The organism is Bradyrhizobium sp. UFLA05-109 (assembly GCF_054185165.1).
On the sequence record NZ_JBBIAR010000020.1, the window covers coordinates 52,240 to 77,926 of the forward strand.

At 65.2% G+C, this 25,687-nt stretch carries 24 protein-coding genes; 4 read left to right on the forward strand and 20 right to left on the reverse strand.

Features of this window, described 5'->3' with window-relative positions:
* Positions 1 to 19: 19 nt before the first annotated feature.
* From Q3C01_RS16605 to Q3C01_RS16615, 3 genes are all read right to left on the reverse strand, one after another.
* On the reverse strand, positions 20 to 1,441 hold the full coding sequence (locus Q3C01_RS16605; protein ID WP_458146392.1) for an ABC transporter substrate-binding protein: 1,422 nt from the start codon (positions 1,439 to 1,441) through the stop codon (positions 20 to 22).
* Between the two features lie 165 nt (positions 1,442 to 1,606).
* Positions 1,607 to 2,380: a Crp/Fnr family transcriptional regulator gene (locus Q3C01_RS16610; RefSeq protein WP_458146393.1), complete on the reverse strand. Its 774-nt coding sequence runs from the start codon at positions 2,378 to 2,380 to the stop codon at positions 1,607 to 1,609.
* 181 nt (positions 2,381 to 2,561) lie between these two features.
* Positions 2,562 to 2,870, reverse strand: a complete 309-nt coding sequence (locus Q3C01_RS16615; RefSeq protein WP_458146394.1) for a gamma-butyrobetaine hydroxylase-like domain-containing protein — start codon at positions 2,868 to 2,870, stop codon at positions 2,562 to 2,564.
* 231 nt (positions 2,871 to 3,101) lie between these two features.
* On the opposite strand from Q3C01_RS16615, the gene Q3C01_RS16620 reads away from it, so the two are divergent.
* From Q3C01_RS16620 to Q3C01_RS16635, 4 genes are all read left to right on the forward strand, one after another.
* Entirely contained in the window at positions 3,102 to 3,875 is a 774-nt protein-coding gene (locus Q3C01_RS16620; protein WP_458146395.1) for a ferredoxin--NADP reductase, read from the forward strand.
* A gap of 106 nt (positions 3,876 to 3,981) precedes the next feature.
* Complete coding sequence (locus Q3C01_RS16625; protein ID WP_458146396.1) at positions 3,982 to 5,724, forward strand: fumarate reductase/succinate dehydrogenase flavoprotein subunit; 1,743 nt, start codon at positions 3,982 to 3,984, stop codon at positions 5,722 to 5,724.
* A 34-nt stretch (positions 5,725 to 5,758) separates the two neighbouring features.
* Entirely contained in the window at positions 5,759 to 5,992 is a 234-nt protein-coding gene (locus Q3C01_RS16630) for a 4Fe-4S dicluster domain-containing protein (protein ID WP_008141081.1), read from the forward strand.
* A gap of 2 nt (positions 5,993 to 5,994) precedes the next feature.
* Positions 5,995 to 6,972, forward strand: a complete 978-nt coding sequence (locus Q3C01_RS16635) for a HEAT repeat domain-containing protein (protein WP_458146397.1) — start codon at positions 5,995 to 5,997, stop codon at positions 6,970 to 6,972.
* A gap of 2 nt (positions 6,973 to 6,974) precedes the next feature.
* On the opposite strand, the gene Q3C01_RS16640 is transcribed toward Q3C01_RS16635, so the two are convergent.
* From Q3C01_RS16640 to Q3C01_RS16720, 17 genes are read right to left on the reverse strand one after another with little or no spacing between them, the layout of a single operon-like run.
* The gene (locus Q3C01_RS16640) at positions 6,975 to 7,601 is read right to left on the reverse strand and encodes an FMN-dependent NADH-azoreductase (protein ID WP_458146398.1); all 627 of its coding nucleotides are present in this window, start codon (positions 7,599 to 7,601) and stop codon (positions 6,975 to 6,977) included.
* Between the two features lie 3 nt (positions 7,602 to 7,604).
* Positions 7,605 to 9,173 (reverse strand): isochorismatase family protein, encoded by a 1,569-nt coding sequence (locus Q3C01_RS16645; RefSeq protein WP_458146399.1) that lies wholly within the window; start codon positions 9,171 to 9,173, stop codon positions 7,605 to 7,607.
* Positions 9,174 to 9,191: 18 nt separating this feature from the next.
* Positions 9,192 to 10,040 carry an MBL fold metallo-hydrolase gene (locus tag Q3C01_RS16650; RefSeq protein ID WP_458146400.1) on the reverse strand — a complete coding sequence of 283 codons (849 nt, stop codon included), beginning with the start codon at positions 10,038 to 10,040 and terminating at the stop codon, positions 9,192 to 9,194.
* Between the two features lie 35 nt (positions 10,041 to 10,075).
* Positions 10,076 to 10,966, reverse strand: coding sequence for an amidohydrolase family protein (locus Q3C01_RS16655; RefSeq protein WP_458146401.1), 891 nt, complete (start codon positions 10,964 to 10,966; stop codon positions 10,076 to 10,078).
* A complete protein-coding gene (locus Q3C01_RS16660; RefSeq protein ID WP_458146402.1) occupies positions 10,963 to 12,084 on the reverse strand; it encodes a vWA domain-containing protein in 1,122 nt (373 codons plus the stop codon). The genes Q3C01_RS16655 and Q3C01_RS16660 overlap by 4 nt, the downstream gene beginning before the upstream one ends.
* On the reverse strand, positions 12,081 to 12,962 hold the full coding sequence (locus Q3C01_RS16665) for an AAA family ATPase (protein WP_458146403.1): 882 nt from the start codon (positions 12,960 to 12,962) through the stop codon (positions 12,081 to 12,083). Before Q3C01_RS16665 ends, Q3C01_RS16660 begins: the two co-directional genes overlap by 4 nt.
* Positions 12,963 to 12,970: 8 nt before the next feature.
* Complete coding sequence (locus tag Q3C01_RS16670; RefSeq protein WP_458146404.1) at positions 12,971 to 13,993, reverse strand: xanthine dehydrogenase family protein molybdopterin-binding subunit; 1,023 nt, start codon at positions 13,991 to 13,993, stop codon at positions 12,971 to 12,973.
* Entirely contained in the window at positions 13,994 to 15,589 is a 1,596-nt protein-coding gene (locus tag Q3C01_RS16675; RefSeq protein WP_458146405.1) for a xanthine dehydrogenase family protein molybdopterin-binding subunit, read from the reverse strand. It abuts the gene before it with no gap.
* 12 nt (positions 15,590 to 15,601) lie between these two features.
* On the reverse strand, positions 15,602 to 16,078 hold the full coding sequence (locus tag Q3C01_RS16680; RefSeq protein WP_458146406.1) for a (2Fe-2S)-binding protein: 477 nt from the start codon (positions 16,076 to 16,078) through the stop codon (positions 15,602 to 15,604).
* Positions 16,079 to 16,083: 5 nt separating this feature from the next.
* Entirely contained in the window at positions 16,084 to 16,902 is an 819-nt protein-coding gene (locus Q3C01_RS16685; RefSeq protein WP_458146407.1) for an FAD binding domain-containing protein, read from the reverse strand.
* Positions 16,903 to 16,904: 2 nt separating this feature from the next.
* Positions 16,905 to 17,348 (reverse strand): SRPBCC family protein, encoded by a 444-nt coding sequence (locus Q3C01_RS16690; protein ID WP_458146408.1) that lies wholly within the window; start codon positions 17,346 to 17,348, stop codon positions 16,905 to 16,907.
* Between the two features lie 5 nt (positions 17,349 to 17,353).
* On the reverse strand, positions 17,354 to 17,791 hold the full coding sequence (locus tag Q3C01_RS16695) for an SRPBCC family protein (RefSeq protein WP_157331006.1): 438 nt from the start codon (positions 17,789 to 17,791) through the stop codon (positions 17,354 to 17,356).
* Positions 17,792 to 17,801: 10 nt separating this feature from the next.
* Positions 17,802 to 20,711, reverse strand: coding sequence for a flotillin family protein (locus Q3C01_RS16700; protein ID WP_458146409.1), 2,910 nt, complete (start codon positions 20,709 to 20,711; stop codon positions 17,802 to 17,804).
* 26 nt (positions 20,712 to 20,737) lie between these two features.
* Positions 20,738 to 21,571, reverse strand: coding sequence for a phosphoenolpyruvate hydrolase family protein (locus tag Q3C01_RS16705; protein ID WP_458146410.1), 834 nt, complete (start codon positions 21,569 to 21,571; stop codon positions 20,738 to 20,740).
* 3 nt (positions 21,572 to 21,574) lie between these two features.
* Complete coding sequence (locus tag Q3C01_RS16710) at positions 21,575 to 23,791, reverse strand: ABC transporter permease (RefSeq protein WP_458146411.1); 2,217 nt, start codon at positions 23,789 to 23,791, stop codon at positions 21,575 to 21,577.
* Positions 23,784 to 24,566 carry an ABC transporter ATP-binding protein gene (locus Q3C01_RS16715; RefSeq protein WP_458146412.1) on the reverse strand — a complete coding sequence of 261 codons (783 nt, stop codon included), beginning with the start codon at positions 24,564 to 24,566 and terminating at the stop codon, positions 23,784 to 23,786. Before Q3C01_RS16715 ends, Q3C01_RS16710 begins: the two co-directional genes overlap by 8 nt.
* On the reverse strand, positions 24,559 to 25,686 hold the full coding sequence (locus Q3C01_RS16720) for a branched-chain amino acid ABC transporter permease (protein WP_458146413.1): 1,128 nt from the start codon (positions 25,684 to 25,686) through the stop codon (positions 24,559 to 24,561). Before Q3C01_RS16720 ends, Q3C01_RS16715 begins: the two co-directional genes overlap by 8 nt.
* Between the last annotated feature and the right edge of the window lies 1 nt (position 25,687).

A 25,687-nucleotide genomic window follows, 5' to 3' on the forward strand; every position in this document is an offset into this window, starting at 1 on the left:
AAGATGGCGGGACTGCTGCTCACGTCTTGCCTCCGGTGACCGCCGATTTCACGGCATCGTCGAAGCCGAGAACCTTGCCGTTGATCTTGGCTGCATAGGCTTCCGCGTCCTTCTTCAGGAGGAACGGCGCGACGTCGCCGTCGCCGACCGCATAGAAGGCCTGGTCGGCGAACAGCTTGATGCCGCGGGTGGTGTCGAAGACGTAGGCGACGTTGATCTTCTTGCCCTTGGCCTTGAAGTCGGCGTAGGCACTGAGCGTGCAGGACGCGCTCGCGAAGGGCAGGATGCCCGCCTCATCCACCCAGACCTCACCGGCCTTGCGCGGAGCTAGGATCGGCTTCTTGCAGAAGCTATCCTCGCCGGAGATCTCGTAGTTCTTGGTGCTCGCAAGCTGCGCGTCATAGTCGAGCTTCATCTCGGCATAAGCCTTGCGGATGTAGCTGTCATCGACCCACTTCTTCGGATCGAACTCCTTCATGCGGCCGAGGTTTTGCAGCACCTTGACGTCTGTGGTGGCCGCCTCGATCAGCGCCGCTTTGATCGTGGGATCGGTGGTCATGTTGCCGCTGGGGCCTAAGAAGATGTAGACGACCTCCTTGCTGATGCCGGTCCACTCCTGGATCTTCTCGGCCGCGAGCTTGGGATTGTCGCGCAGCCACTGGTTGGCGGCGATGATCGCCTTCATGTAGGCGACGACGACCTCCGGATATTTCTCGGCGAAATCGGTGCGTACGACGATGCCGTGAAAGGTCGGAAGGTTGGTCTCGACGCCGTCAAAGATCTTGCGGGCGAAGCCGCGGAATGGCAGCAGCTCCGCGAAGGGCACGAAGTCGGCATGGGCGTCGATCTTTTTCTCCTGCAGGTTGGTCGAGCCGACCTCGGGGCTCTGGCTCACGAGCTGGAAGAAGTCGGACGCATAGCCGCGGTCCTGCATTGCCTTCAGCACCATGCCGTGCGCGGCGGAGCCGAAGGGCACGCTGACGAGCTTGCCCTTGAGATCGGCGAGATCGTAGTAGGGCGAATCCTTGTGGACAACGATGCCGTTGCCGGAGCCGGAGAGGCTATAGGCGGCGACGCCGATCAGCCGGCTCTTGCTCTCGGGATTGCTCTCGAAGGTGAAGCCGTTCACGATCAGCGGGTAGTCACCCATCATGCCGATCTGAAGCTTGTTCGCCATCATCGCATTGGTGACGGGCGGGCCGGACGTGAAATTCTGCCATTCCAGCTCGAACTTGATGCTGGCGTATTTGCCGTCGGTTGGCAGATATTTTTCGAGGAGATGTAGCTGCCGGATGACGACGCCAGCGGTGACCGTATTGGTCGTGGTGTCCTGCGTGCCGATACCGAGGGTGACTGTCTCCGCCGTCGCGGGCTGCGCCAGGAGGAGCGCCAGCGACGTCACCGACATCGCGATCGAGAGTGTGGGAAGATGGCGGACCATTCTCATCCTCATTCGGTTGGATGTGCTGTGGTTGCCATGATTGGGTGAGGGGGCGGACAGGGCAAATCCGGATTTACCGCCGCAGTCGATTAGTTGCCGGGAAAGACCGGTTGCATACTCCTTGGGCAGTTTTGCAGTTGAAAGCCAATAGCATGTGCACCGGTCTCAATCGGACGCCAGCCCGCGCATCTCCTCCAGGATGTCGGGGCGGCAGACCACGATCTGGGAGCGCTTCGTCTGAACGATTCCCTTCTCCTGCATGCGCTTCAGGCTGATCGTGACCCATTGCCGGGTCGCGCCGACCATGTGGGCGATGTCGGCATGGGTGAACGCGGCCGCGATCACCCTGCCGTCGGCGTCTTCCACGCCATAGAGCTCGACGAGGTGGAGCATCAGATGCGCAAGCCGCTGGGTGATCGAGCGCGTCCCCAGCATCTGCGCCAGCGCCGAATAGCATTTGCCCTTGAAGGTCAGCCCTTCGATCAGGCCGATGGCCAGGTTGGGGATCTCGGCCGCGAGCGTTCGCAGCTCCTTTCCGGGAAGGTGCACGACGCTGCAATTGCTGGATGCGACGCCTGACCATTGATGCACGGTGCCTTCGAAGACTTCGGGCCCGCCGACGAAATTGCCGACATGCCAGTAGGCGAGCGTGATCTCGCGACCCAGCGGCGAGGTGTAGAAGACGCGGATGCGGCCGCTCTCGATCAGCCAGATGCCGTCATGTTTGCCGCCCTGGCTGAACAGCGTCTGGCCGCGGTTGAGCACCTTGCGGCGTCCCTGCTTCAGCACCAATTCGCGCTCGCGCGGCGTGAGCTTGTCCATCAGCGGCGGCGGCCCACCGATCCACTGCTGGTTCTCGGTGAGCAGCAGCGAAGAGCTTCCGGCAGACCGGACCATTGCGGGAACAGTCCCGCGAACCGCATTGGCCGCCTGCAACATCACCTGCCTCCGGATTGTTCAAACCGTTCTAAAGAGGAGCAATGTCCGTGCCAGACGGGGGGAGGAAGGGGCGTTCCCGCAAAATCTCGAAAACAACCCCATGCAAAGTAGCGTGGCGCAGCCAAGGGACACCGTCCCGGCGTACGCCTGCGGGGGGCATGAAAGCGGAGGGTGGGGCTATCTAACCGTCCGGGCGCTCGGCCAAACTCAGCAAATACGGTTTCGGGTAAATCCCGCGATTGTGGCCGTCCGAGAACGAGATGTTCAGCCCATAGCCGAGGTCGCCGATCTCGGTGATGGCGATGCCCGGAAACTCCTGGGGGAAGCGGCCGTCGAAGCGGGCGCGGGTGCAGTGGGCGCATTTGCAGGAGAGGCGGAGCTGCTCGGCGGTGAGCATGACCTCGCCTTCGCCCGTGGTGCGCACGACGAGCGTCGCGAGATCGGCGCTTGCTGCATAGTCGGTCACCGTTGGTGCGGTCAGAGCAGTCATGGTCGTGGCAAGCCTCCGGTCTCCTTCTAGCCAGCCAAGAAAGCGTCGCGATAGCAACTAATTGCCGGACAAGAGCGGACGCGACGGTCACGGGGAAAGCGCGGCTGCCTCCTCTTCGGTCATTGCCCGCGAAATGTGAAACTAATCGACCGGGAACGCCAGTTCGCCGTTGCGGGAATAGCGCCTCTCCGAAACTTTCCCCGGCGTCGGGCAAGCAAGGAGAGACGAACGATGAGCGCTTTTCAGAAGGAGACGGTCCTCTCGGTCAAGCACTGGACCGAATCCCTGTTCAGCTTCACCGCGACGCGCGATCCCGGCTTCCGCTTCCAGAACGGCCAGTTCGCCATGATCGGGCTCGAGGTCGACGGCCGGCCTTTGATGCGCGCCTACAGCATGGCGAGCGCCAATCACGAGGAGACGCTCGAGTTCTTCTCGATCAAGGTGCCGGACGGTCCGCTCACCTCGCGGCTTCAGAAGATCAGGGAGGGCGACATCATCCTGGTCGGCCGCAAGCCCACGGGCACGCTGATCACCGGCAATCTCATTCCGGGCAGGCGGCTGCTGCTGCTGTCCACCGGCACGGGGCTCGCGCCGTTCGCAAGCCTGATCAAGGACCCCGACGTCTACGAGAATTACGAGACCATCGTACTCGCCCATGGCTGCCGCCAGGTTTCCGAGCTCACTTATGGCGAGCACCTGGTCGAGAGTCTGCGGGCCCACGAATTCTTCGGTCCCCTGATCAGGGACAAGCTGATCTATTACCCGACCGTCACGCGCGAGCCGTTCCGCAATCGCGGCCGCATCACCGACCTGATCGCCTCGAACCAGCTCTTCGACGACATCGGCCAGCCCGGCCTCGACCGCGACACGGATCGCATCATGCTCTGCGGCAGCCCGGCGATGCTGGAAGAGCTCCACATGATGTTCAGGGACCGCGGCTTTGCCGAAGGCAATCACAGCCAGCCTGGCCACTTCGTGATCGAGAAAGCGTTCGTGGAGCGGTGAGAGGGCAAATCTCTCTCCGGCGACAACTAATTGCTATCGCCGGTAAGCCACCTGAACAAATCTGATGCAAAGGCGCCGGACGTGCCGGCGAACCCAGGAGCAAGCGATGGCACTAGATCAGATTGTCGACGGACTTTCGGAGGTTTCCTGCGACGTGCTCGTCATCGGCGGCGGCACGGCCGGTCCGATGGCAGCGCTGAAAGCGAAACTGAAGAACCCGAAGGCCAACGTCGTCCTGCTCGAAAAGGCCAACGTCAAGCGCTCCGGCGCGATCTCGATGGGCATGGATGGACTGAACAACGCCGTCATTCCCGGCTACGCGACGCCAGAGCAGTACACCAAGGAGATCACCATCGCGAACGACGGAATTGTCGATCAGAAGGCGGTCTATAAATACGCCCAAAACTGCTACAAGATCATCGAGGAGCTCGACAGCTTCGGCATCCGCTTCCTGAAGAACGAGAACGGCGACTATGCCGTCAAGAAGGTGCACCACATCGGCACTTACGTCCTGCCGATGCCGAACGGCGAGACCGTGAAGAAGGCACTCTACCGTCAGCTCCGCCGCGCCCGCATCCTGATCTCCAACCGCTACATGGCGACGCGGTTGCTCAAATCCGCCGACGGCCGCATCGCCGGTGCGATCAGCGTCAATACGCGCACCGCCGAAATGCTCATCATCAAGGCCAAGGCGGTGATCCTGTGCATGGGCGCCGCCGGCCGGCTCGGGCTGCCAACCTCCGGCTACATGTTCGGCACCTACGAGAACGCCGCCAATTCCGGCGACGGCTACGCCATGGCCTATCACGCCGGCGCGGCGCTCGCGAACCTCGAATGTTTCCAGATCAATCCGCTGATCAAGGACTATAACGGCCCGGCCTGTGCCTATGTCGCGGGGCCCTTCGGCGCCTACACCGCCAACAACGAAGGCTCGCGCTTCATCGAATGTGACTACTGGTCGGGCCAGATGATGCTCGAGTTCTACAACGAGCTGTTGTCCGGCAAGGGGCCGGTGTTCCTCCAGCTCAAGCATCTGCATCCCGACACCATCTCGGAGATCGAGTCCACGTTGCACAAGGTAGAGCGGCCGACGCGCGGCTTGTTCCAGCAGGGGCGCGGTGTCGACTATCGAAGTGAATCGATCGAGATGCACATCTCCGAGATCGGATTCTGCTCTGGCCACAGCGCCTCCGGCGTCTTCGTCGACGACAATGCGCGCACCACCGTGCCGGGACTCTATGCCGCCGGCGACATGGCGAGCGTGCCGCACAACTACATGCTGGGCGCCTTCACCAACGGCTCGGTCGCCGGCATCGACGCGATGGAGTTCGCTGACGGCCACGACTTTGCGGAAATCGATCCGAGCGAGGTGGCGAAAGAGCGCGAGCGCGTGATGGCGCCGACCACGCGCGAGGACGGCATTCCACCGAACCAGATCGAGTACAAGACGCGGCGTCTCGTGAACGACTACCTCCAGCCGCCGAAGGTGACCCGCAAATACGAGCTTGGCATGCGCCGCCTCGCCGAGGCACGCGAGGACATGCAGGACCGCATGATCGCGCGCAACGCGCATGAATTGCTCCGCGCGCTGGAGGTGCAGTCGATCATGGATTGCGCGGATATGGCGGCTCACGCCTCGCTGTACCGCGAGGAGAGCCGCTGGGGCCTCTACCACTGGCGCACGGATTTCCCGGAGAAAGACAACGAGAACTGGTTCTGCCACACGCTGCTCAGCAAGAAGGACGACAAGATGACCAGCGAGAAGCGCGCGGTCGAACCCTATGTCGTGCCGATCGCCGACGACGAGAAGGACCTCTACGACAAGCAGCGCATCCGGGCGAGAGCCTGAGCCGCCGAACAGCAACGCAACAGGAGATCTCGAAATGCCTCTCGCTTCCTATCAGACCTCGGTCCCGGTGGTGGTCGACGATGCCAAATGCATCGCGGACAAGGGCTGCACGGTGTGCGTCGACGTCTGCCCGCTCGACGTGCTCCGCATCAGCGACATGACCGGCAAGGCCTACATGGCCTATGACGAATGCTGGTACTGCATGCCCTGCGAGGCCGATTGCCCGACCGGCGCGGTCACCGTCAACATTCCCTATCTCCTGAGGTGAGCATGTCGAGCCCGTTCGAATCCTACGACGATCTCGACGACGCCGACGAGCGGCTTCAGGCCGCGGACCCCGCGGAACGCCGCGTCGCCATCATCGCGCTCGGTCATTCCGGCGATCCCGCCGCGATCGGCCATCTCGCCAACATGGTGTCCGACCCCGACGCCGGCGTGCGCCAGCAGGTTGCGATGGCGCTCGGAGAGTTCGACGGGCCGGAGGCGGCGGGTGCGCTCGTCAAGTTGCTCGTCGACCCCGAACGGATCGTGGCATCAGCCGCAGCCGACAGCATGGCCGAGTTCAAGGATCCCGCCTGCGCCGACATCATTCTGCCGCTGGTCAGGCATGCCCACGCCTTCGTCCGCATGGGCGCGCTGCGCGCACTGAAAGAGCTGCGCTGCAAGGACACGCTGAAGCCTGCGCTGGAAGCGCTCCAGGATGGTGATGCGGCCGTGCGCGTGCAGGCGATTGGCGTCATCGGCTTCCTGAAGCTCGAAGAGTCGATTCCAGCGCTGACCGCGCTGATCCACGATCCCGACGCCCACGTACGCCGCGCCGCGGTAAGCGCGCTCGCCTTCTCGCAGATGAGGCCGGCGGCCGAGACGATCACGCGCGCGCTGAAGGACGCCGACTGGATGGTCCGGGAGATGGCTGCCGAAACGCTGGGGCTCAACGTCAACGGTTCGCTCGCCGCCGATCAACTCATCGCCACGCTTGCCGACGAGTTCTGGCAAGTGCGGCTCAAGGCCATCCGCAGCCTCGGCAAGATGAAGATCGAACGCGCGGTGCGCCCGATCGGTAATGGCATCAACCACGAGCAGGCGAATTTGCGTAAGGAGGCAGCCGCGGCGCTTGGAGAGATCGCCGATCCCGAGGGCGAGGCTTACCTTGCCGTGGTCGCCAACGACCCCGATCCTGACGTGCGCAAGAACGCGCGTTGGGCGCTTCAGCAGATCGCTGCGCGGAAGGCGCGGGCCGGCTCGTAAGGTCAGAATCGCTTCGCCAGGTCAGCGAGGCGGCGATGAGCGCTGTCGCGGGCGGCGCGGATCGGATCGGCCGGTCCGGCCGTCGGGCCGATCGGCACGAAGCGGACGTCGTTCACGCCGATGAAGCGCAGCGCTTCGCGCAAATAGGGCGTCGCCATATCGATGCGGCCGCGGTTCATCCCGGTCGCAAAATCGCTGCCGCTTGCCAGGATCACCAGCGTCGGTCGGTCCTTCAGCAGAGGAAAATAGCCCTGCAACGGATCGAAGCGGAAGGTCAGGCCGGGCTGGATGATGACGTCGAACCACTGTTTCAGCTTGTAGGGGATGCCGAAATTCCACATCGGCGTCGAGATCAGGACGCGGTCGGCGAGCGAAAAGCGCAGCGCCATCCGCTCGGCTTCGGCAAAGCTGTCGCGCTGTGCGTCGTTGAATGCCTGCGCCTTCATGCGCGCATACTTCGCCTCGACGATCGGGCCGACGAACTCCGGCATGCGCTCGCGCCAGAGATCCATCACATCGACGTCCCAGTCCGGGTGCGCCTCACGAAAGCCGTCAAGAAAGACGCGCGCACCGGCACTCGACTCGGAGTCGGCACGCGGCGAGCATGACAGGTGCAGGAGTTTTGCCACCGCTCATCCCAGCGCTCTGATGACGGTCTCGGCCTTCGTGACGACGGCGACGTTCTGCATGGCGAAGTTGACCGAGGCGTTGTGCCAGTCGGCGTTCATGGTCGAGCAGCAATCCTCCGGCACGATCATGAAATAGCCCTTGTCGGCGCCGGTTCGCGCGGTGTGCTCGACCGACATGTTGGTCCAGGCGCCGGTGTTGATGATCATGTCGCGCCCCGTCGCCTTGAGGATCGTCTCGAGCTTCGTACCTTCCCATGCGCTCATGCGCATCTTCTCGACCACGAAATCGCCGGGCCGTGGCTCGAGGCCGGACACGGGCGCCGCGCCCCAGCTCCCCCGCACCATCGCCTTGTTGTCGACCAGCCCCTCGAACAACGGCGCGTTCAGCGTGACGCCGGGTGCGCCGGGCTCGACGACGAACCAGACATGGATGATGGCAACGCCGCGTCCGCGCGCAGCTTCCGCAAGCCGGCGTACGTTCTCGATCACGTTCTGTTGGCGCGCATGCACGGGGGCACCGGACTCGGCAAAGGCCCCGCCGTCCATGACGACGTCGTTTTGCAGATCCTGGATGATCATGGCGCAGCGCTGTGGATCGAGCCGCAGCTCGCCGCCGGTGAGGATCGGTGCTGCTGCCGAAGAGCTGGTGCCCGCGCCGCCACGCTTGCCGCTCATATAGGGCTCGTGCCGCGGCCCCGTTCGGGTCGGGATCGCGTAGACCGAATGCGTCGCGGTGAGATAGAGAGTGCGGAAATCCGGTCCGCCCCAGGCGAGATTGGCGACGAGCTCGGGCACCCGCACCTTGCCGAGCAACTCGCCGCGCGGCGAATAGACCCAGACGCCGCCGGGTGCGGTGACCCAGACATTGCCATGCTGGTCGCACTTCATGCCGTCGGGCAGGCCAGGTTCGAGCTCCGACTTGATCCCGCTTGCAAATACGCGGGCGTTCGACTGGGTACCGTCTGCGTTGACATCGAACACGCGGATGAGGGCCTGTACGGTGTCATTGACATAGAGCAGTTTCTCGTCGGGCGAAAAGCAGAGCCCGTTCGGCTGATCGAACAGATTGCGCTCGACCACGAGCTGCGGCTCGCCGCCCGGCATGACGCGATAGACGCCCTGGAAGCCAAGCTGCCGCGGCCGCTCGACGCCATAGACGGGCATGCGTCCATACCAGGGATCGGAGAAATAGATCGCGCCGGAGGAATGGACGCAGACGTCGTTTGGGCTGTTGAGCTCCTGACCCTGGAAATGCGAGGCCAGCACCTCGCGCCGGCCGTCGGGCCGTTCGCGGATCAGTGACGAGGTCGCATGCTCGCAAACGATCAGGTTCACCTCGGCATCATAAGTCATGCCGTTGCATTTGTTCGCCGGGCGCTTGACCTCGACGACACCGCGCCGCGCATCCCAGCGCCGGCGCACGTCGCCCGGCATGTCGGAGAACAAGAGGTATTGATCAATCGGATGCCAGATCGGCCCTTCCGTGAACTCAAAGCCGGTGCCGACCTGGCCGACCGGCGCGTAGGGATCGATCAGGGTTTCGAATTCCGAACGCAGGGTGACGTGCGTCATCGCTCGATCCTCGTCTTGTCAGGCAGGGAACCAGTTGCGCTCTGGCAACGACTGCACGATCGGTCCGGGCACCTGGTCATGCAACCGCCCCACGACATTGCCGCCTTCGATCTTGGCGGGCCGGTCGTGCACCGGCAGCAGATAGCGCGAATTGCTGAGGAGCTTCTTGATGGCGGCCTTCTCGGCGCGCTTGGTGGTGCCGTGGTTGCCGGTCGTGCGCGGCTCCCAGTCGTGGATCTCGTGGAAGGGCGTGACGATCTGGTCGTTGAAATCGTAGATCACGTCGCCGCAGATGGTCGCGATGCCGTCGACGGTGTGGACGATGATGTTCATCGAGCCTTCGGTGTGCGCGTTCGCAGCGTCGCAATAGACGCCGGGCATCAGCTCGATGGGACCGGTGATTTCGAGGTCGAGGAAGCGCAGCGCGCTCTTGGTGTGCAGGCGGTCGATCAGGTGCTTGATGTCGGGGGCGGGATATTGCGGGTGCATCAGGCCGGAGACCGAATATTCGAGCTCGCGGCGGTTGACGACGACCGTCGTGTTCATCGGGAACAGATCGTCCTTGCCAGCGTGGTCGATGTGCAGATGAGTGTGGCAGACGAAGCGGACGTCGCCCATGCGTACGCCGTGGCGCGCGAGTTGGTTCTCGATCATGTTCTCGTGGTATTGCAAGCCCCGCATGCCCAGCGTCTCCATGATCTGGTTGGAGCGGTAGCCAGTGTCGACGACGACCGGGTAGGGGCCGCCGAGGATCAGGAAGCCGAGGGTAAGGACGCGCCGGGTGCGGCCGCAGTCGCGGCCCAGAACCAGAAAGCTCGATTCCAGCTCGATATCGCCATAGTCCAGGATCTTGATCTCCAGCGGCATTCTTTCCCCTCCCTGTCTCGTTTTCCTTGATGCCTCTACGGTCCGAGCCGGTAGACGCTCGTCGCGGTTGTCCTGAAAATGGCCTGGCGCTGCGCTTCGCTCAGTGGCGCAGCGGCAGCGCGGAACGCGTCCACCAGCTCGCGATAGCTGGTCCACAATTTCTCAATCGGGAAGTTCGAGCCGAACAGACAGCGTTCTGCGCCGAACATCATGACGGTGTCGGCAACGATGGTGGCAATATGCGCGGCATCGTTGCGGTGGATAAACGTGCCGAGCCCTGAAAGCTTGGCGTAGACGTTCGGGGACGCTGCAAGACGGCCCATGCCGACGCGCCAGGCGGCGCGGCCCGCGGGCGATAAATCCTCGGGCATGCCCGCATGTTGCAGGATAAAGGTCACGTCGGGGCAGGCGTCGGCGAGATCCGCCGCATCCGGCATCTGCGGCGTGAAGACCTGCAGATCAAAGCTCCAGCCGTAATCCGCGAGCCGCGCGATGTTGCGGCGGATCATGAGATTGCGGCAGAGATCTGGCCGCGCCGCAAAGCGATAGAGCGGGTTCTCGTGCCAGTGGAGTTGCATGCGCACGCCGCGCATCAGCGGATAGCGCTCCAGACGGTCGAGCTGCGGACGGACGTCCGCGGCGGCGAAGTTGGCATAGGCGACGATGGCATGCGGCCAGCCGTGCTCATCGGCGGTCTGCTGCACCCAGGCGGCCTCGTCCTCGAAACGATCGTTGGCCCAGTTGGTCTGGACGTAGACAGAGCGGGCGACGCCAGTGTCTTTGATATCTTCGAGATATTCATGAATAGGATAGTCGCGGCGGATGGGCTCGTACGCGCCGAAGATGCGCGGCTGCATGGGGCCGATCAGCCAGGGCAGGTCAGCCTGACGCCAGATGTGGTGATGGCCGTCGACGATACCGGTCACGCCGCTCTCCTTCGTCCGGGCGCCAGCACGTGTGCGACGATCGACGCGCTCGATCCACCATCGACGAGATCGTCGACGTAGCGTTCGATCGCGACCAGCGCCTCAGTCTGCGGGCGAAAGCCGGGGCTTGTTGCGAGGGGCGTCAGCCAGCTCACGCGCCAGGCGCGCCGCGACAGTTTTGCGACGGCGTCGCGCAAGCTGTCGGGCTCGCCGCGCTCGAGGCCGTCGGAGACCACGACCACCACTGCCCCGCGCGCATAGCCGCCGAAGCGTGGCACGGCGAGGAAGGCTTGCAGCGCGTCGCCGATGCGGGTGCCACCGTCCCAGTCGCTCACGAGATGTGCGGCGGCATTGAGCGCCTGCTCACGGCGCTTGATGCGCAATGCGCGGGTCACGCGGGTCAGACGCGTGCCGAAGGTGAAAACCTCGATCGTTGGCGCGGCCTGCACCAGCGCGTGCGCAAGCTTCATGTTCTCCTCGGTACGGGCTTTCATCGAGCCGGAGACGTCGATCAGCAGCAGGAATTTGCGCGGGCGCTGCCGTCGCTTCAGGTGTCCGAGCCGTAAAATCTCGCCATCGCTGCGGACGGTATCGCGGAGGGTTCGGCGCAAATCGGCGAAGGGCCCGCGGCGCGCACGCATGCGACGATGGCCGCGTCGCTTGGGCAGGCGGCGCGGAGCCTCGCGTGCCAGGCGGCGCAGCGCGTCGCTGCTTGAGGTGGCCGCGAACCGCCGCTCGACCAGAGCCTCGGCGCGTGTGGCTGTCAGCCCGGACTCGCTGGCTTCATCCGACAGCAGCGGCTCCTCGTCGCCGCGGCCTTCCTCTTGCAGCCGCACGGTCTCGTCGTCCTCACCCTCATCGGTCCGCTCGATCGCCTCGCTGCCGCGGAAGTGCAGATCGAATAGCCGGTCGAAGGTGGCGCGGCGTTCCGGCGGCGGTGCCAGCGTTGCGAGGGCAGCCTGCCGGATGTCGTCGAGGCTGCGCGGACCGAGCAACTCGATCGCGGCCAGGAAGGACGTCGTTTGTTCCGGCGCAACGGCAAAACCGTTGGCGCGCATCAGCGCGACGAAGGAGACGAAGACGCGCACGGCGCGCGGCAACTGCGGTTCGGTGCTCATGCGGAAGCCTCCGCAAGCAGGGCGTCGAGCCGCGGCGAGATGAAGTGCAGGTCCTCCTCATCCTTGAGCGCAACGCCGATCGAGCGCCTGAACGCATCCGGCCAGCGCGCACCGCCCTTGTGCAGCAGCGTCGCGGCCTCGGCCCAGTCCACGGCCTCGGCGATTCCCGGCGCCTTGCTCAGCGGCTCGCGCCGAAGCTTGCCGACAGCGGTAACGACCGCACGGGCCGTTGCCTCGGCGACGCTGGAGGCCCGCATCATCACGATGCGCGCCTCGCGCTCGGCGGTCGGATAATCGATCCAGTGATAGACGCAGCGTCGGCGCAGGGCTTCGTGCAGGTCGCGCGTGCGGTTGGAAGTCAGCACCACGACGGGCCGTTCGGCCGCGCGCACGGTGCCGCGCTCGGGAATGGAGATCTGGAAGTCGGACAGGAATTCCAGCAGGAAGGCCTCGAACTCCTGATCGGCGCGATCGATCTCGTCGATCAGCAGCACCGTGGAATCAGGCGCGCGGAGCGCAGCGAGCATCGGACGCTCGATCAAGAACGTCTCGCCATAGATGTCGATGCTCTCGTCGCCAGCCTGGCGGATCGCCAGCATCTGGCGCGGATAGTTCCATTCGTAGAGCGCGGCGGACGCGTCGATGCCTTCGTAACATTGCAGGCGGATCAGCCGGCGCCCGAGCACGGCGGCGATCGCTTTCGCCGCCTCGGTCTTGCCGACACCCGGCGCGCCTTCGAGCAGCAACGGCTTGCCGAGCGCGAGGCCCAGATAGGCCGCGGTCGCGAGCCCTTCGTCGGCGAGGTAATAGGCCGCGCGCAGCGCCTTCTCCAGCGCCTCCGGGCCATCGATGCCGACGATGTTGCTGCGGACCGCCATGGCAAACCTCAGCGCCGCGCCTGCGGCCGCGCGCCGCCCTGGGCCTTGATCGCGCGCAGCACCTTTTCAGGCGTGATCGGCAAATCGTCGATACGCACACCGACGGCGTTGAAAATCGCGTTGGCGACGGCCGGCAGCACCGGATTGGCGCACATCTCGCCGGGGCCCTTGGCACCGAAGGGTCCGTCGGGAGCAGGGCGCTCCAGCACGGCGATGTCGTGCGGGCAAATATCGCCTGGTCCGGGCATCAGATATTCGACGAAGTCGCGCGGTCCATGCACGGGATCGGGATAATAGGGCTCCGGCGTCTCGTAGAGCGCGTGGCTGACGCCCATCCAGGCGCCGCCGACGAGCTGCTGCTCGACAAGCCGCGGGTTGAGTGCGCGGCCAAGCTCATAGGCCGAATCCATGCGCACCATGGCGACGTCGCCGGTTTCGTCATCGACCTCGACCTCGGCGACGAGGCAGGCATGGGCGTAGCAGGTCGCCGGCGACATCTCGCCGGTCTCCGGATTGACGTCTGACAGCGGCACCAGAAAGATACCGCGGCCGGAGATGGTCTTGCCCTGCTTGAACTGCGCGGCGATCGCGACGTCCTTCGTCGAGATCGAGCGGTGCGGCGCGCCCTTGACGTGGATGTTGCCGCGCCCGTCGGTTTCCAGGTCAGCCGCGTTGACCTCGAGTTCTTCGGCGGCCGCCTCCATCATCACGCCGCGTGCCTCGCGGGCAGCGGCCATCACGGCATTGCCGACGCGGTGCGTGCCGCGCGAGGCGAACGAGCCCATGCAATGCGGGCCAGTGTCGGAATCGGCCGTGTCGACATAGACGTCCTCGACGGGCACCCCGAGCGTCTCCGCGCAGATCTGCCGCGTGACCGACTTCATGCCCTGGCCGAGATCGATCGAAGACAGCGCCACCGTGAACTTGCCGCTCGGATTGGAATGAACCAGCGCCTGGCTTGGATCGCCGCCGAGGTTCATGCCGATCGGATAGTTGATCGACGCCATGCCGCGTCCGCGATGCCTGGTCATCTAGCGCCTCCTGGTGCCGAAGACGGAGGAGAAACGGGTTGCGCCATGCGAGGGCGCTGTGGGCCGTGGTGATGGCGGCGACGGTGATGGTGGCGGCGGCGGCTCACGCAGTGGCTCGCGGGTGACAGAAGGCGGCAGCCGGTCATAGCTCGTGCGCTGCTGCGCCGGGGCGGCTGGCCGCGCGCGAGAATCCGCCGGCGTCGGCGGAATGACAGCGCGACTGCCGCCACCGTCCCTGCGCGAGGAGGCTCGCCTGAACTCCTCGCGGATCGGCCATTTGGCCTTTTCGGCCGCGACCTGGACGCATTCGATCAGCGCGGTATTCTTCGCCTCGCGTCGATGCGCCTTCATGTCGCCGTCGCGATAGGCGTTGAGGATGCGGAACTCCATCGGGTCCATGCCGACGAGATTTGCGAGCTTGTCCATCTGGCATTCGATGGCAAAGTCCATCGCGGTGACGCCGAAGCCGCGCATCGCCGTCGCCGGGGTGCGGTTGGTGAAGACGCAGTAGACGTCGCCATAGACGTTGGGGATGGTGTAGGGCCCCGGCAAATGCGCGGCGCATTTGACCGCGGCGTAGCTCGACAGCCGCGTATAGGCGCCGCTGTCGAAATAGGCGCGGATTTTTCGCGCGACGATGCGGCCGTCGCGCATCACGCCATCCTTGATGTAGATGCGCTCGGCGCCGCGCGGCGGACCGTATTGCATCTCCTCCTCACGCCCGAACACGTAGCGCACGGGGCGCCCGGTCAGCATGGCGCCGAGGATGGCGAGCGGTTCAGTCAACGTATCCACCTTACCGCCAAAGCCGCCGCCGACGGTGCCGCCGATGAAGTGGAAGGTGTTGGAGGGCACGTCCAAGATCTTGGCGCAGGTATCGACCGAGAAGAACAGCGCCTGGGTCGAGGTATAGACGACGTAGCGGCCGTTGGTGTCGGGCGCCGCGATCGCGCCGTTGGTCTCGGTCGGCGCATGCTCGATCGGTGACATCTGGTAGCGCTGTTCCAGCACGTGATCGGCGGTGGCAAGCGCCGCGTCCGCATCGCCGAAGCGCAGCTTCTGGTGGTCGTAGACATCGTGGTAGGTGAAAGTGTTCTTGGGATAGGTCTCGTTGACGACGGGCGCGCCTGGCTTCAGCGCGTCCTCGACGTCGAAGACGGTTGGCAGCGGCTCGTAGTCGATGCGCACCTTGGCGATCGCCTCAAAAGCCTCGCGCTCGCTGTCGGCAACGATGGCGAGGATCGGCTCGCCCTTGTAGCGGACCTTGTCGACCGCAAGCGACGGCTCGTCGTCCTTGCCGAAATTGATCAAGCTGAGCAGCGTATTGAGATTGCGCGGCACGTCGGCGCCGCGGATGATCCGGCGCACGCCCGGTGAGCGCTCGGCGTCGGCTGTATCGATACGGCGCAGCCGCGCATGGGAATGGGCCGAGCGGACGACCTTCAGATGCAGCATGCCTTGCAGCTTGTGATCGCCGAAATAGGTCGAGGTGCCTGTGACGTGGCCGAGCATGTCCTGGCGCTGCGTGCCCTTGCCGATCTCCTTGAGATTGTCGTCGCGCTCGTCGGCGAAGATGTCTTTGCGCAATTCGAGCATGGCAAAATGTCCTCAGGCGCTGGCCCGGCCGCCTGAGGCGGCGAGGATGGCGTTGATGATCGGCTCGTAGCCGGTGCAGCGGCAGATGTTTCCGGAGATCGCTTCCACGATCTCGGCGCGGCTCGGCTGAGGATTGCGGTCGAGCAGAGCTTTTGCGGCCATGAGCATGCCCGGCGTGCAGTAGCCGCATTGGGCCGCGAAATTGTCGGCGAAGGCGCGCTGGAGCGGATGCAGGCTCGGGCCCTGCTTCAAGCTGTCGAGCGTCTCGACGGAGCGGCCGGCGACGGTCTCCGCAAGCGTCAGGCAGGAGAGATGAAGCTCGCCGTCCACAAGCACGCTGCACGTGCCGCAGCCGCCCTGGCCACAGCCGAATTTCGGCGTCATGTCGCCGATCAGTTCGCGCAGCGCGACCAGCAGATTGGTGCCGCCATCGACGAAAATGGCGACCTCGCGGCCGTTGTGACGAAATTGCAGGGGAGTCTTGGACATGCGGTCTATTCCTCACCCGAGAGAAGACGTCGCAGATGCACGCCGACGATCTCGCGGCGATACCAGGCGCTGCCGAGCGCATTGTCGGATGGTGATGTCCCTTCGCTTGCGGCGGAGGCCGCGGCTGCGATGGTGGCAGCGTCGAGCGAGCGCCCCTCCATCGCGCGCTCGGCGGCGCGCGCGCGGATCTGCGTCGGTGCCATCGATCCCAGCGCGATCCGCGCGCCGGCAACGCGGCCACCGCTGACCGGCAAATGCGCCGCGAGCGTAATGACCGAGCCACCCTTGGGCTTGATGCGGGCGATCTTGCGATAGCGGAAGGCCTCCGCGCTCGCGGGCCGCGTGCAGGAAACCGACAGCACCAGCGTGCCAGCCTGCCGCTCGCGCGATTGCAGGAATTCCTCGATCGGGATGTCGCGCGCGCCAAAACCACCTTGCACGGCGACGGTGGCATCGAGCGCGAGCAGGGCGACCGTGAAATCGCCATAGGGATTGGGCGCGAATAGATTGCCGCCGACCGTCCCCATGTTGCGCACCGCAGGCCCGCCGATCGAGCGGGCGGGAGCGTGCAGGAAGGCAAGGTCGCGCTCCGCCAGAATCCTCCCAAAGGTCACGCCGGCGCCGATCGTGATGCGCGGGCCAGATGCGTCGATCCGCGCCAGCGCCTGGTCCTTGGCGCGAACGACGGTGGAGATCGAGACGTCTCCCTCATTCAATGCGCGCATCACGAGCGTGCCGCCGCCAAGATAGCGCGCGCTGCGGTCCGACGAGAGGGCCGCGGCTGCTTCGCTGGTGCTCGCATAGGTCTTCACCGTCACAGACATGATTACGCGGCCTCCTTTAAATGCCGGCGTATGGCCTCGAAGCCGGCCTGGTAAATGTCTTCCGCGACCATGTGCGTAATGCGGGCCGCGTCGTCGGGCTTCGTGGTGAAGCGGGATTCCCAATGCCAGAAGGTACGGTCGCCGTCGGTGACCGGCAGCAGACGGACATGGGCCACGTAGTTGAACATGGGAATGGGGGTATCGAGGAGGCAGTAACTAAAAGTCTGTTCGAGATCGGAGAGCGCCAGCAATTGCTCGCGCAGCTCCGAGCCGTCCTTCAGCTTGAACCGTCTGATGCAGCCGATCTTGTCGGAGGGATGCGCGCGCTCGATCGTGGAGGTCGCGACCGCTGGATGCCATCGGTCATGGCCGTTGAAATCGCGCAGCACGGCCCATGCGGCGCCTGTCGGCGCGTCCAGGATCGTGCTCTTGACGATGTGCGGCACGGTGCTCAGCCTCCGAACACGCGCTTGAGCGCATCGAAACCGCCCTGGAACACGCCGCCGCCAATGTTGTTGACGAGCTCTGTCTCCCGCTCCGGCGCGCAGTCGAATTCGGCGGTCCACTCCATAAAGGTCTGGTCGCCGTCGGTGACCGGCGTGAGCCGCAGCGTCGCGACATAGTTCTCTACGCCCATTGGGGATTCCAGGATCGAATAAGTGCAGAACATGTCGTAGTCGGAGAGGCCGAGCAGCTTTTCGCGGATGCGGTCGCCGTTGCGAAGGCGAAAATCCCGGACGCAGCCGATCTTATCGGAGGGTTCACCGCCCTCGATGCGGCTCTCGGCGATTGCCGGGTGCCAGTTCGGCATGCCATTGAAGTCGCGCACCCGCGCCCAGACGCGATCGTTGCGTGCATTGACGACGGTTGAGACGTAGACGCGGGCCATGGTCTAGACCTCAGCTCTTCTTCCGCGGGCCGCGCTCGGCCGGCGGGCCAGTTTCGGCGGAAGGTGCAGAGGAGGTGGCCGGTTTGTCGCCGCCGCCTCCGCCACTCTTGCGGGCGGAATCCTTGATGCCCTGCATGTCGCGGGCTTCGCGGATCAGGCCCGGCATCTTTGCGAGGCTGCCGCCTTCGACGCCGATGTCGGACAGAATGGAGTCGATGAGAGGCGCCTGGACGCGGTAGCGCAGCGCCGAGTCGATCACCTCGTCGGTGGCGCTGCGACCGCCATTGCCGCCACCATGGCCGTTGCCATTGAGGCCGTCGACCTGGAGGATGCGGATGCCCTCGATCTTCTCCATCGGCTTGACGCTCTCGCGCACGATGCCTTCGATCCGATCGAGCAGTTTGCGACGGAACAGCGAGTAGCGGGCCTGATCCGTCAGCACGTTCTCGGCCTCGTTCAGCATCCGCTGTGCCTCGGCTTCGACGGCCGCGCGGACACGCTCGGCCTCGGCGGCAATGCGAGTCTCCTCGGCCTGCTTCTCGGCGAGCAGCACCTCGACGGTCTTGCGCCGCTTGGCGATCTCGCTCTCTCGGGCCGTGACGACGCGTTCCGCCGCTTCGGTCGCCCGCATGCGGGCCTCCTCGGCGGCGGCGCGCGCGGCCGACTCTTCCAGAGACTTCTGATGGATGGCGATCGCCTTCTCCATCAGGACCGTCTCGACTTCCTTCTCGCGGTTCACTTCGAGCTTCCGCAGCTCGCGCTCGCGGCCGATGCGCGCCTCATCCAGGCCGCGGTCGGACGCGATACGGGCACGCTCGACTTCCTCGCGGGAAGCGATCTCGGCTTCCTGCAGGGATTGGACGCGAGCGACCTCGAGCTGCTCGATCGCGCGGCGGCGCTCGATACGGGTGGCTTCCAGCGCCTGCTCGCGCGAGACATCCGTGGTCTCGACCTCCTTGCGCGCGACGATCTCGGCCTGCCTGACCTGGCGGTCGGCGTCGATGCGCTCGGACTTCTTGGTGGACAGCGCAATGACGCGATCCTCATCCGCAATCTCGATCGCCTTCTTCTGCTCGATGTTGAGCACCTCGCGCTTCTTCGAGGAGGTGATCCGCTCGGCTTCGAGCGCGAGGTCGACGCCGATGCGCTGGCGCTCTATGGCATCGCGCCGCTTCAGTTCGGCCGCCTCCAATATGCCGGTCCGCTCGATTTCGAGCGCGCGAGTCTCGCGCTCGGCCTGGATGCGCTCGGCGGCAACCGCTTTTTCCTGCGCGATGCGTGCGGCCTCGATCGCCTCGCGGGAGGCGATGTCGGCTTCCTCGACAGTGCGGTTGCGGGCGATCTCGAGAGACCGGACGCGCTCCTCCTGGGCGATGCGGGCCGCTTCCGTCGCCTCGCGCGCGGTGACGCCGGCGATATCCAAGGTCTGGTTACGATCGATCTCCAACTGCCTCGTGTTCTGCTCGGCCGCAATGCGCTCGGCGGCCAGCGTCCGTTCGCGGGCGATGCGAGCGGCTTCGACCGCGCGCTGCGCCTCGATCTCAGCCTCCTGGATGGTGCGCACCTGCTGGATCTCCAGCGCACGGGTGCGCTCGTCGGAGGAAATGCGCTCGACATTCACAATCATAGTCTGGGCGATACGGGCCTTTTCAGTGGCCTCACGTGCCGTGATCTCGGCCTCATCGACGGCGCGGGTACGCTCGATCTCGCGGCGCCTTGTCTCTTCCTCGTTGGCAATGCGGGCGTCGGTCACCACACGATCCTGCTGGATGCGGGCTTTCTCGATCGCCTCACGCGCGGCGATCTCGGCTTCCTCGACGGTACGCATCCGTTCGATCTCGCGTTGGCGCACCTCACGTTCGGAAGCGATGCGCGTCGTATCGATCGAGCGCTGGTTGGCGATCCGTGTCCTCTCGACCTCCTCGCGGGCGAGCAGCTCCTTCTCTTCGATGGTCCGGGTCCGCTCGATCTCCTTCTGACGGGTCTCGCGCTCGGAGGCGATGCGGGCCTCGGCGATGGCCTGATCGTTGGCGATGCGGGCCTTCTCTATGGCTTCGCGTGCTGAGATCTGGGCCTGCTCGGCCTCGGTCTCACGCAGCGCGCGCTCGCGGGCGACCTCGGTGCGCTGAAGCGCGCGGCGCATCTCGATGTCGCGCTCCTGCTCGAGGCGGGCCGTTTCACTCTCGCGCTCGATCTCGAGCGCCTGCCGCTCGGCTTCCAAATTGCGGGAGCGGATCTTGATCATCGAGTCCTGCTCGATGTCGTTGCGCAGCTTGCGCTTGGCCTCGATGTCCTCCATCAGCCGCGTCAGGCCCTCGGCGTCGAAGCGGTTCGAGGGGTTGAAGAATTCGAGGTCAGTCTGGTCGAGATCGGTGATCGCAACCGACTCGAGTTCGAGACCGTTCTGGGCGAGGGCTTCCGCGGCATTGGTCTTGACGCGCGCGACGTAGTCGCCGCGCCGCTCGTGCATCTCCTCCATGGTCATCTCGGAAGCAACCGAGCGGATCGCGGAGATGAACTTGCCGGCCAGCAGCGCGTGGAGCTGCTCCGGCTCCATGGTGCGGCGGCCGAGCGTGGCGGCCGCGATCGAGACGGCTTCCCGGGTCGGCTGCACGCGGACGTAGAAGTCGGCCTCGATGTCGACGCGCATGCGGTCACGGGTGATCACGGCGTCCTGCCTGGAACGCAGGATGCCCATCGGCAGCACGTTCATGTTGACCGGCGTGTAGTCGTGGATGAAAGGCAGCACGAATGCACCGCCATTTATGACCACGCGTTCACCGAGGAAGCCGGTCCGGACGAACGAGACCTCCTTGGACGAGCGATGGTACAGCCAGTTCACGATGTAGACGCCAACCACGATCACGATGACCGCGACGATCAGCCAGAGGATCAATTCACCGACTAAAATCCCCGACATCTTTCCCTCCCTCGAACGTGTCGGCGTTAGCGCGCGCCGATCGCCTTGAATTTGCGAACCTGGTCCGTCAGCGCCCGCTCCACGGGCAGGCGCTCCATCGAGGAGGCTCCGTAGAAGCCGTGGCAGTGGCGGGTATGCTTCATGATGAAATCCGCATCTGCGGGGTCCGCGATCGGACCGCCATGGGCGAGCACCAGAATGTCCGGGTTGACGCTGAGCGCGGCGGAGGCCCAGGTGTCGATACGCGCCGGGCAATCGGCAAGCTTCGGCGCGGTCTGCGCGCCGATCGTGCCGCCGGTCGTGAGTCCCAGGTGACAGACGATGATGTCGGCGCCCGCGATCGCCATCGCTGCGGCTTCCTTCTCGCTGAAGACGTAAGGCGTCGTCAGCATGTCCTTCTCGCGCGCCTTGGCGATCATGTCGATCTCCAGCGCGTAGGACATGCCGGTCTCCTCCAGATTGGCGCGGAAGACCCCGTCGATCAGCCCGACAGTCGGAAAGTTTTGCACGCCTGCAAAGCCGAGTGTCTTGAGCTGGTCGAGGAACGCATCCATGTCGCGGAACGGATCGGTGCCGTTGACACCGGCGAGCACCGGCGTCTTGCTGACCACGGGCAGCACTTCGCTCGCCATTTCCAACACGATGGCGTTGGCATCGCCGTAAGCCATGAGGCCGGCGAGCGAGCCGCGCCCGGCCATCCGATAGCGGCCGGAATTGTAGATGACGATGAGATCGACGCCGCCGGCCTCTTCGCACTTGGCGGAGAGACCCGTACCGGCGCCGCCGCCGACGATGGGCTCGCCGCGCTTTGCCATCTCGCGAAATCGCTTCAGCAGTGCAGCCCGTTCAAACCTGGCCATCGGTCACCTCACCATTCTCCGGCGCGCCCCGGTGCGTCCGAACAGGGTCTTGAATGCACTGACGACCGTGGAGGCGAACTCGGGATCGTTGATGTTGTTCTTGACGCGGACGAGCTGGCGATTGCTGGTCTGCCGCACCGTGCGTTCGAGCGCACGAAACAGCGCGGCATCGGCCTCGGGGTCCCAGAACGGCCGTCCATGCGCATCGAGGGCGGAGACGCCGCCGTCGGGGACATAGAACCGCACCGGCCCGTCCATCTGATTGAGCCGCTCGCCGATCCATCGTCCCATACGCTCGTTCTCGTCCACCGTGGTCCGCATCAAGGTGACCTGCGGATTGTGGACGTGGAATTTGCGGCCGCGATAGCGCTCGGGGATGGTGTCGGGCGCGCCGAAATTGACCATGTCGAGCGCGCCCACGGAGCCGACATAAGGTACGCGGCTGCGGATGATCGCGCCGAAGCGATCTTCGGTCGCCGGAAATACCCCGCCCATCAGGAGATCGCAGACCTCCGTCGTCGTCAGATCGATGACGCCGGCGAGCTGGCCAGACTCGACCAGCTTCTCCATCGAGCGTCCGCCGACGCCAGTAGCGTGGAACACGAGGCATTCGAAATCATCGCGCAGATCGGCCGCGATCTTTTGCACTGCCGGGGTGGTCACGCCGAACATGGTGATGCCGATCGCTGGCAGGCTTGCGCTCGCGGCGCGCTCGTTGGCCTCGCGCTGGTCGAGGCGCGCCTTGACCATGCCGGCAAGCGCGTTGGCCCCGTTGGCGAGCACGGCGCGCGAGATCGAGTTGAGGCCCTGCACGTCGGTGACCGAATACATCATGGTGATATCGGCCGGCCCGACATAGGGGCCGACGTCGCCGGAGGCGACCGAGGAGATGATCAGCTTCGGGACGCCGATGGGAAGGGCACGCATGCCGGGTGCAACGAGCGAGGCCGCGCCCGAGCCGCCGGCTGAGATGACGCCAGCGACGTTGCCTTGGCGGCGGAGCCAGTTGGCGAATGCATCGGCCATCGCGGTCACGGCAACACCGCGGTCGGGACCAAACACGGCCGACCCGCCGCGTCCGTGATTCAGGGCGATCTCCTGCGCGGAGACGTCGCAGCTCGTGTGTCTGCCACTGGTCGAGACGTCGACGAGCCGCGTGCGCAGGCCATTTTCCGCGATGATGTCACGGATGAAGCGCAGCTCGGTGCCTTTGGTGTCGAGCGTGCCGACGACGAGCACGACGGGCGGACCCGAGGTTTGCGCCGCGCCGGGTTCGCGCTTGCGTCGCGCCGACTCGTCCAGCCGTGCGACTTGCGTCGAGAGCGTGCGCGCCGCGGCCTCGATGCGCGCGATCGGCACCGGCTGCGACCAGCGCGTCGGCGGCGTCGGGTTGGAGATGTAGATGCGGATCGGGCCGCTCGGTCGCGTGGGCTGCGGCGCAACTTTTGTCTCAGGACCTGCCGCGGGGATATCGATCTCGGGCGCAAGCTCGGCATGAAGCCCAACACCGAGCAGGCGCTGCTGCAAATCGCGGTCGGCGGCAAGGCGAACCGAATCGATGATGCGATTGATCCGGCCGTTGACCATGATTGCGACGTTGCGCGAGATCGCGGTGGCAACGCCGATATTCTGCTCGATCACGAGCACCGACATGTCGCCGTCCTCGCCGAGCCGCAGCAGCATGTCCTCGACCTGGGCGACGATGACGGGCGCAAGGCCCTCGGTCGGCTCGTCCATGATGAGGAGCTGCGGGTTGGTGAGAAGGGCGCGCGAGATCGCAAGCATTTGCTGCTCGCCCCCGGAAAGCTGGCCGCCGCCGTGGCCCTTGCGCTCGGCGAGCCGCGGAAACGTGTCGTAGATGCGTTCGACGGTCCAGGCGCCACTGCGGATGCCGCCGGCAAGCCGCAGATGCTCGTCCACGCTGAGCGACCGCCAGAGCCGGCGTCCCTGCGGGACATAGCCGACGCCGAGACGCGCGATATGCGCCGGCGGGCGCCGCGTGATGTCTTCGCCGCGAATGCGAATCGAGCCGCTGCTCACCCGCACAAGCCCCATGATCGCCTTGCACAGCGTGGTCTTGCCCATGCCGTTCCGACCGACCACGGAAAAAACGCCCGCATCGAGCGCGAGGTCGACGCCTTGTAGCGCGTGCGAATGGCCGTAATAGACGTCGAGGCCTTTCACCTCGAGTGCGGGCGCGGAGCGACGGACCTCATTCATGGCCGCCTCCGAGATATAGCTCCTGGACCTCGGGGTCGGACTGGATCTCCTGCGGCAGGCCCTCCTTGAAGATGCGGCCGTTGTGCATCATCGTGACGCTCTCGACGACGCGCAGCGCCACGTCCATGTCGTGCTCAATGATGATGTAGCCGATATGAGCAGGTAGGGACGTCAGGATCTCGATCAGCTCCAGCCGCTCGGCGGGCGAAAGACCTGCGGCCGGCTCGTCGAACAGCACGAACCGCGGCGCGCCTGCGAGCGCCAGCGCGATCTCCAGCTGGCGCTGCTGGCCGTGCGCGAGCTCGGCGACACGCTGATCCCTGACGTTCGTCAGATGCACCGCCTGCACGAGATTGTCTGCGGCATGTATCAGCGCGTCGTTCTGCCCCGGCCGCAGGAGCGAAAAGCGCCCGCGCGAGACGCCGCGACAGGCGAGGTAGACATTGTCCTGCACGGTGAGGCCGGGGAACAGGGCTGAGATCTGGTAGGTCCGCCTCAGGCCGCGGCGGATACGCTCATAGGGCGGGAAGTGCGTGATGTCCTCGCCGAAGAAGCGGATGGTGCCGGAGGAGGGCGGGAAGTCGCCGGTGATGCAGTTGAACAGCGTCGTCTTGCCCGCGCCGTTGGAGCCGAGCACGGCGCGCCGCTCGCCGGGGCGAACGGTGATGGTGACATCGGTGAGTGCAGCCAGCGCGCCGAACAGCCGTGTCACGCCGCGCAGCTCGAGCGCGGCGCCGGCGCCGACGGCCGAGAGGCGATGGGCGACGCTATCCATGACCGGATCCTTGGGCAGATCCTTGGGCAGATCCTTGGACCGATCTTTGGCCGCTGCGCCCGATTGGGCGCGTCGGGGTGGTGCGCTGGCGCCAGCGCTGCCAGAGCCCGATGACGCCATCCGAAGACCAGAACACGATGGCGAGGAAGCCGAGCCCGATCAGCAGCCGGAAACGGTTGCCGTCGAGCCCGATCTTGACCAGGAAGTCGAGCGCGAAGGTGCGCAGCAGTACGAAAATCAGCGCGCCGATGTAGGGGCCGATAGGCCGCGTGATGCCGCCGACGATCGCAATAATGAGAATGTCGATGCAGGCGCCAACGCTGACCGAGCCGGGCGAGATCTGCCGGTAGTTCCAGACCTGCAACACGCCCGCGAGCGCCGCGACGAAGGACGCAAACGCGTAGGCCGCGACGCGATGGGCATTGACGTTGAAGCCGAGTGCGGCCATGCGGCGCGGATTGTCGCGCACGCCCTGCAAGGCAAGGCCGAACGGCGCGCGCGAGATGTATTCGACCGCGAAGTAGCAGAGCGCGGCGACACCGAGCACGACGTAGTAGAAGGGAATATCGGCGCGCCAGTTGACGCCCCAGAAGCGCGGTGTGCCGACGTTGTTGATGCCGGTGTGGCCGTTGAAGATAGCCCAGTTCTGGTTGGTGAAATAGTAGAAGGCCGCGCCGATCGCGAGCGTGATCATGATGGTGTAGATGCCCTCGGTCCTCACCGCGAGCGCACCGCCGAGCGTGCCGAAGGCCGTGGCGAGCGCGAGAGCCATGGGAACTGCGAGCCACCATGGCCAGCCCAGGCTGATATTGGCGTTGTCGCTGGTGCCGAACACGGCGACCATGTAGGCGGCAAAGCCGGCCACAGTGAGCTGCATCAGGCTGACCATGCCGCCATAGCCGGCGAGGAACATCAGGCTCAGCGCGATGGTGCCAAGGATCAGCGTCGTCGCAAAGATCTCGATCAGGAAGAAGCCGTTGGCGATCAGCGGCATGATCAAAAGGATGATCGCGACGATCCAGGCGGCGGGATTGTCGATCTCGGGCCATCCTCGCAGCGCGGGCCGCTGCGCGCCGGAGGCGGTGCGAACGGGGACGCGTGCGTCGTGGGTGACCGACATG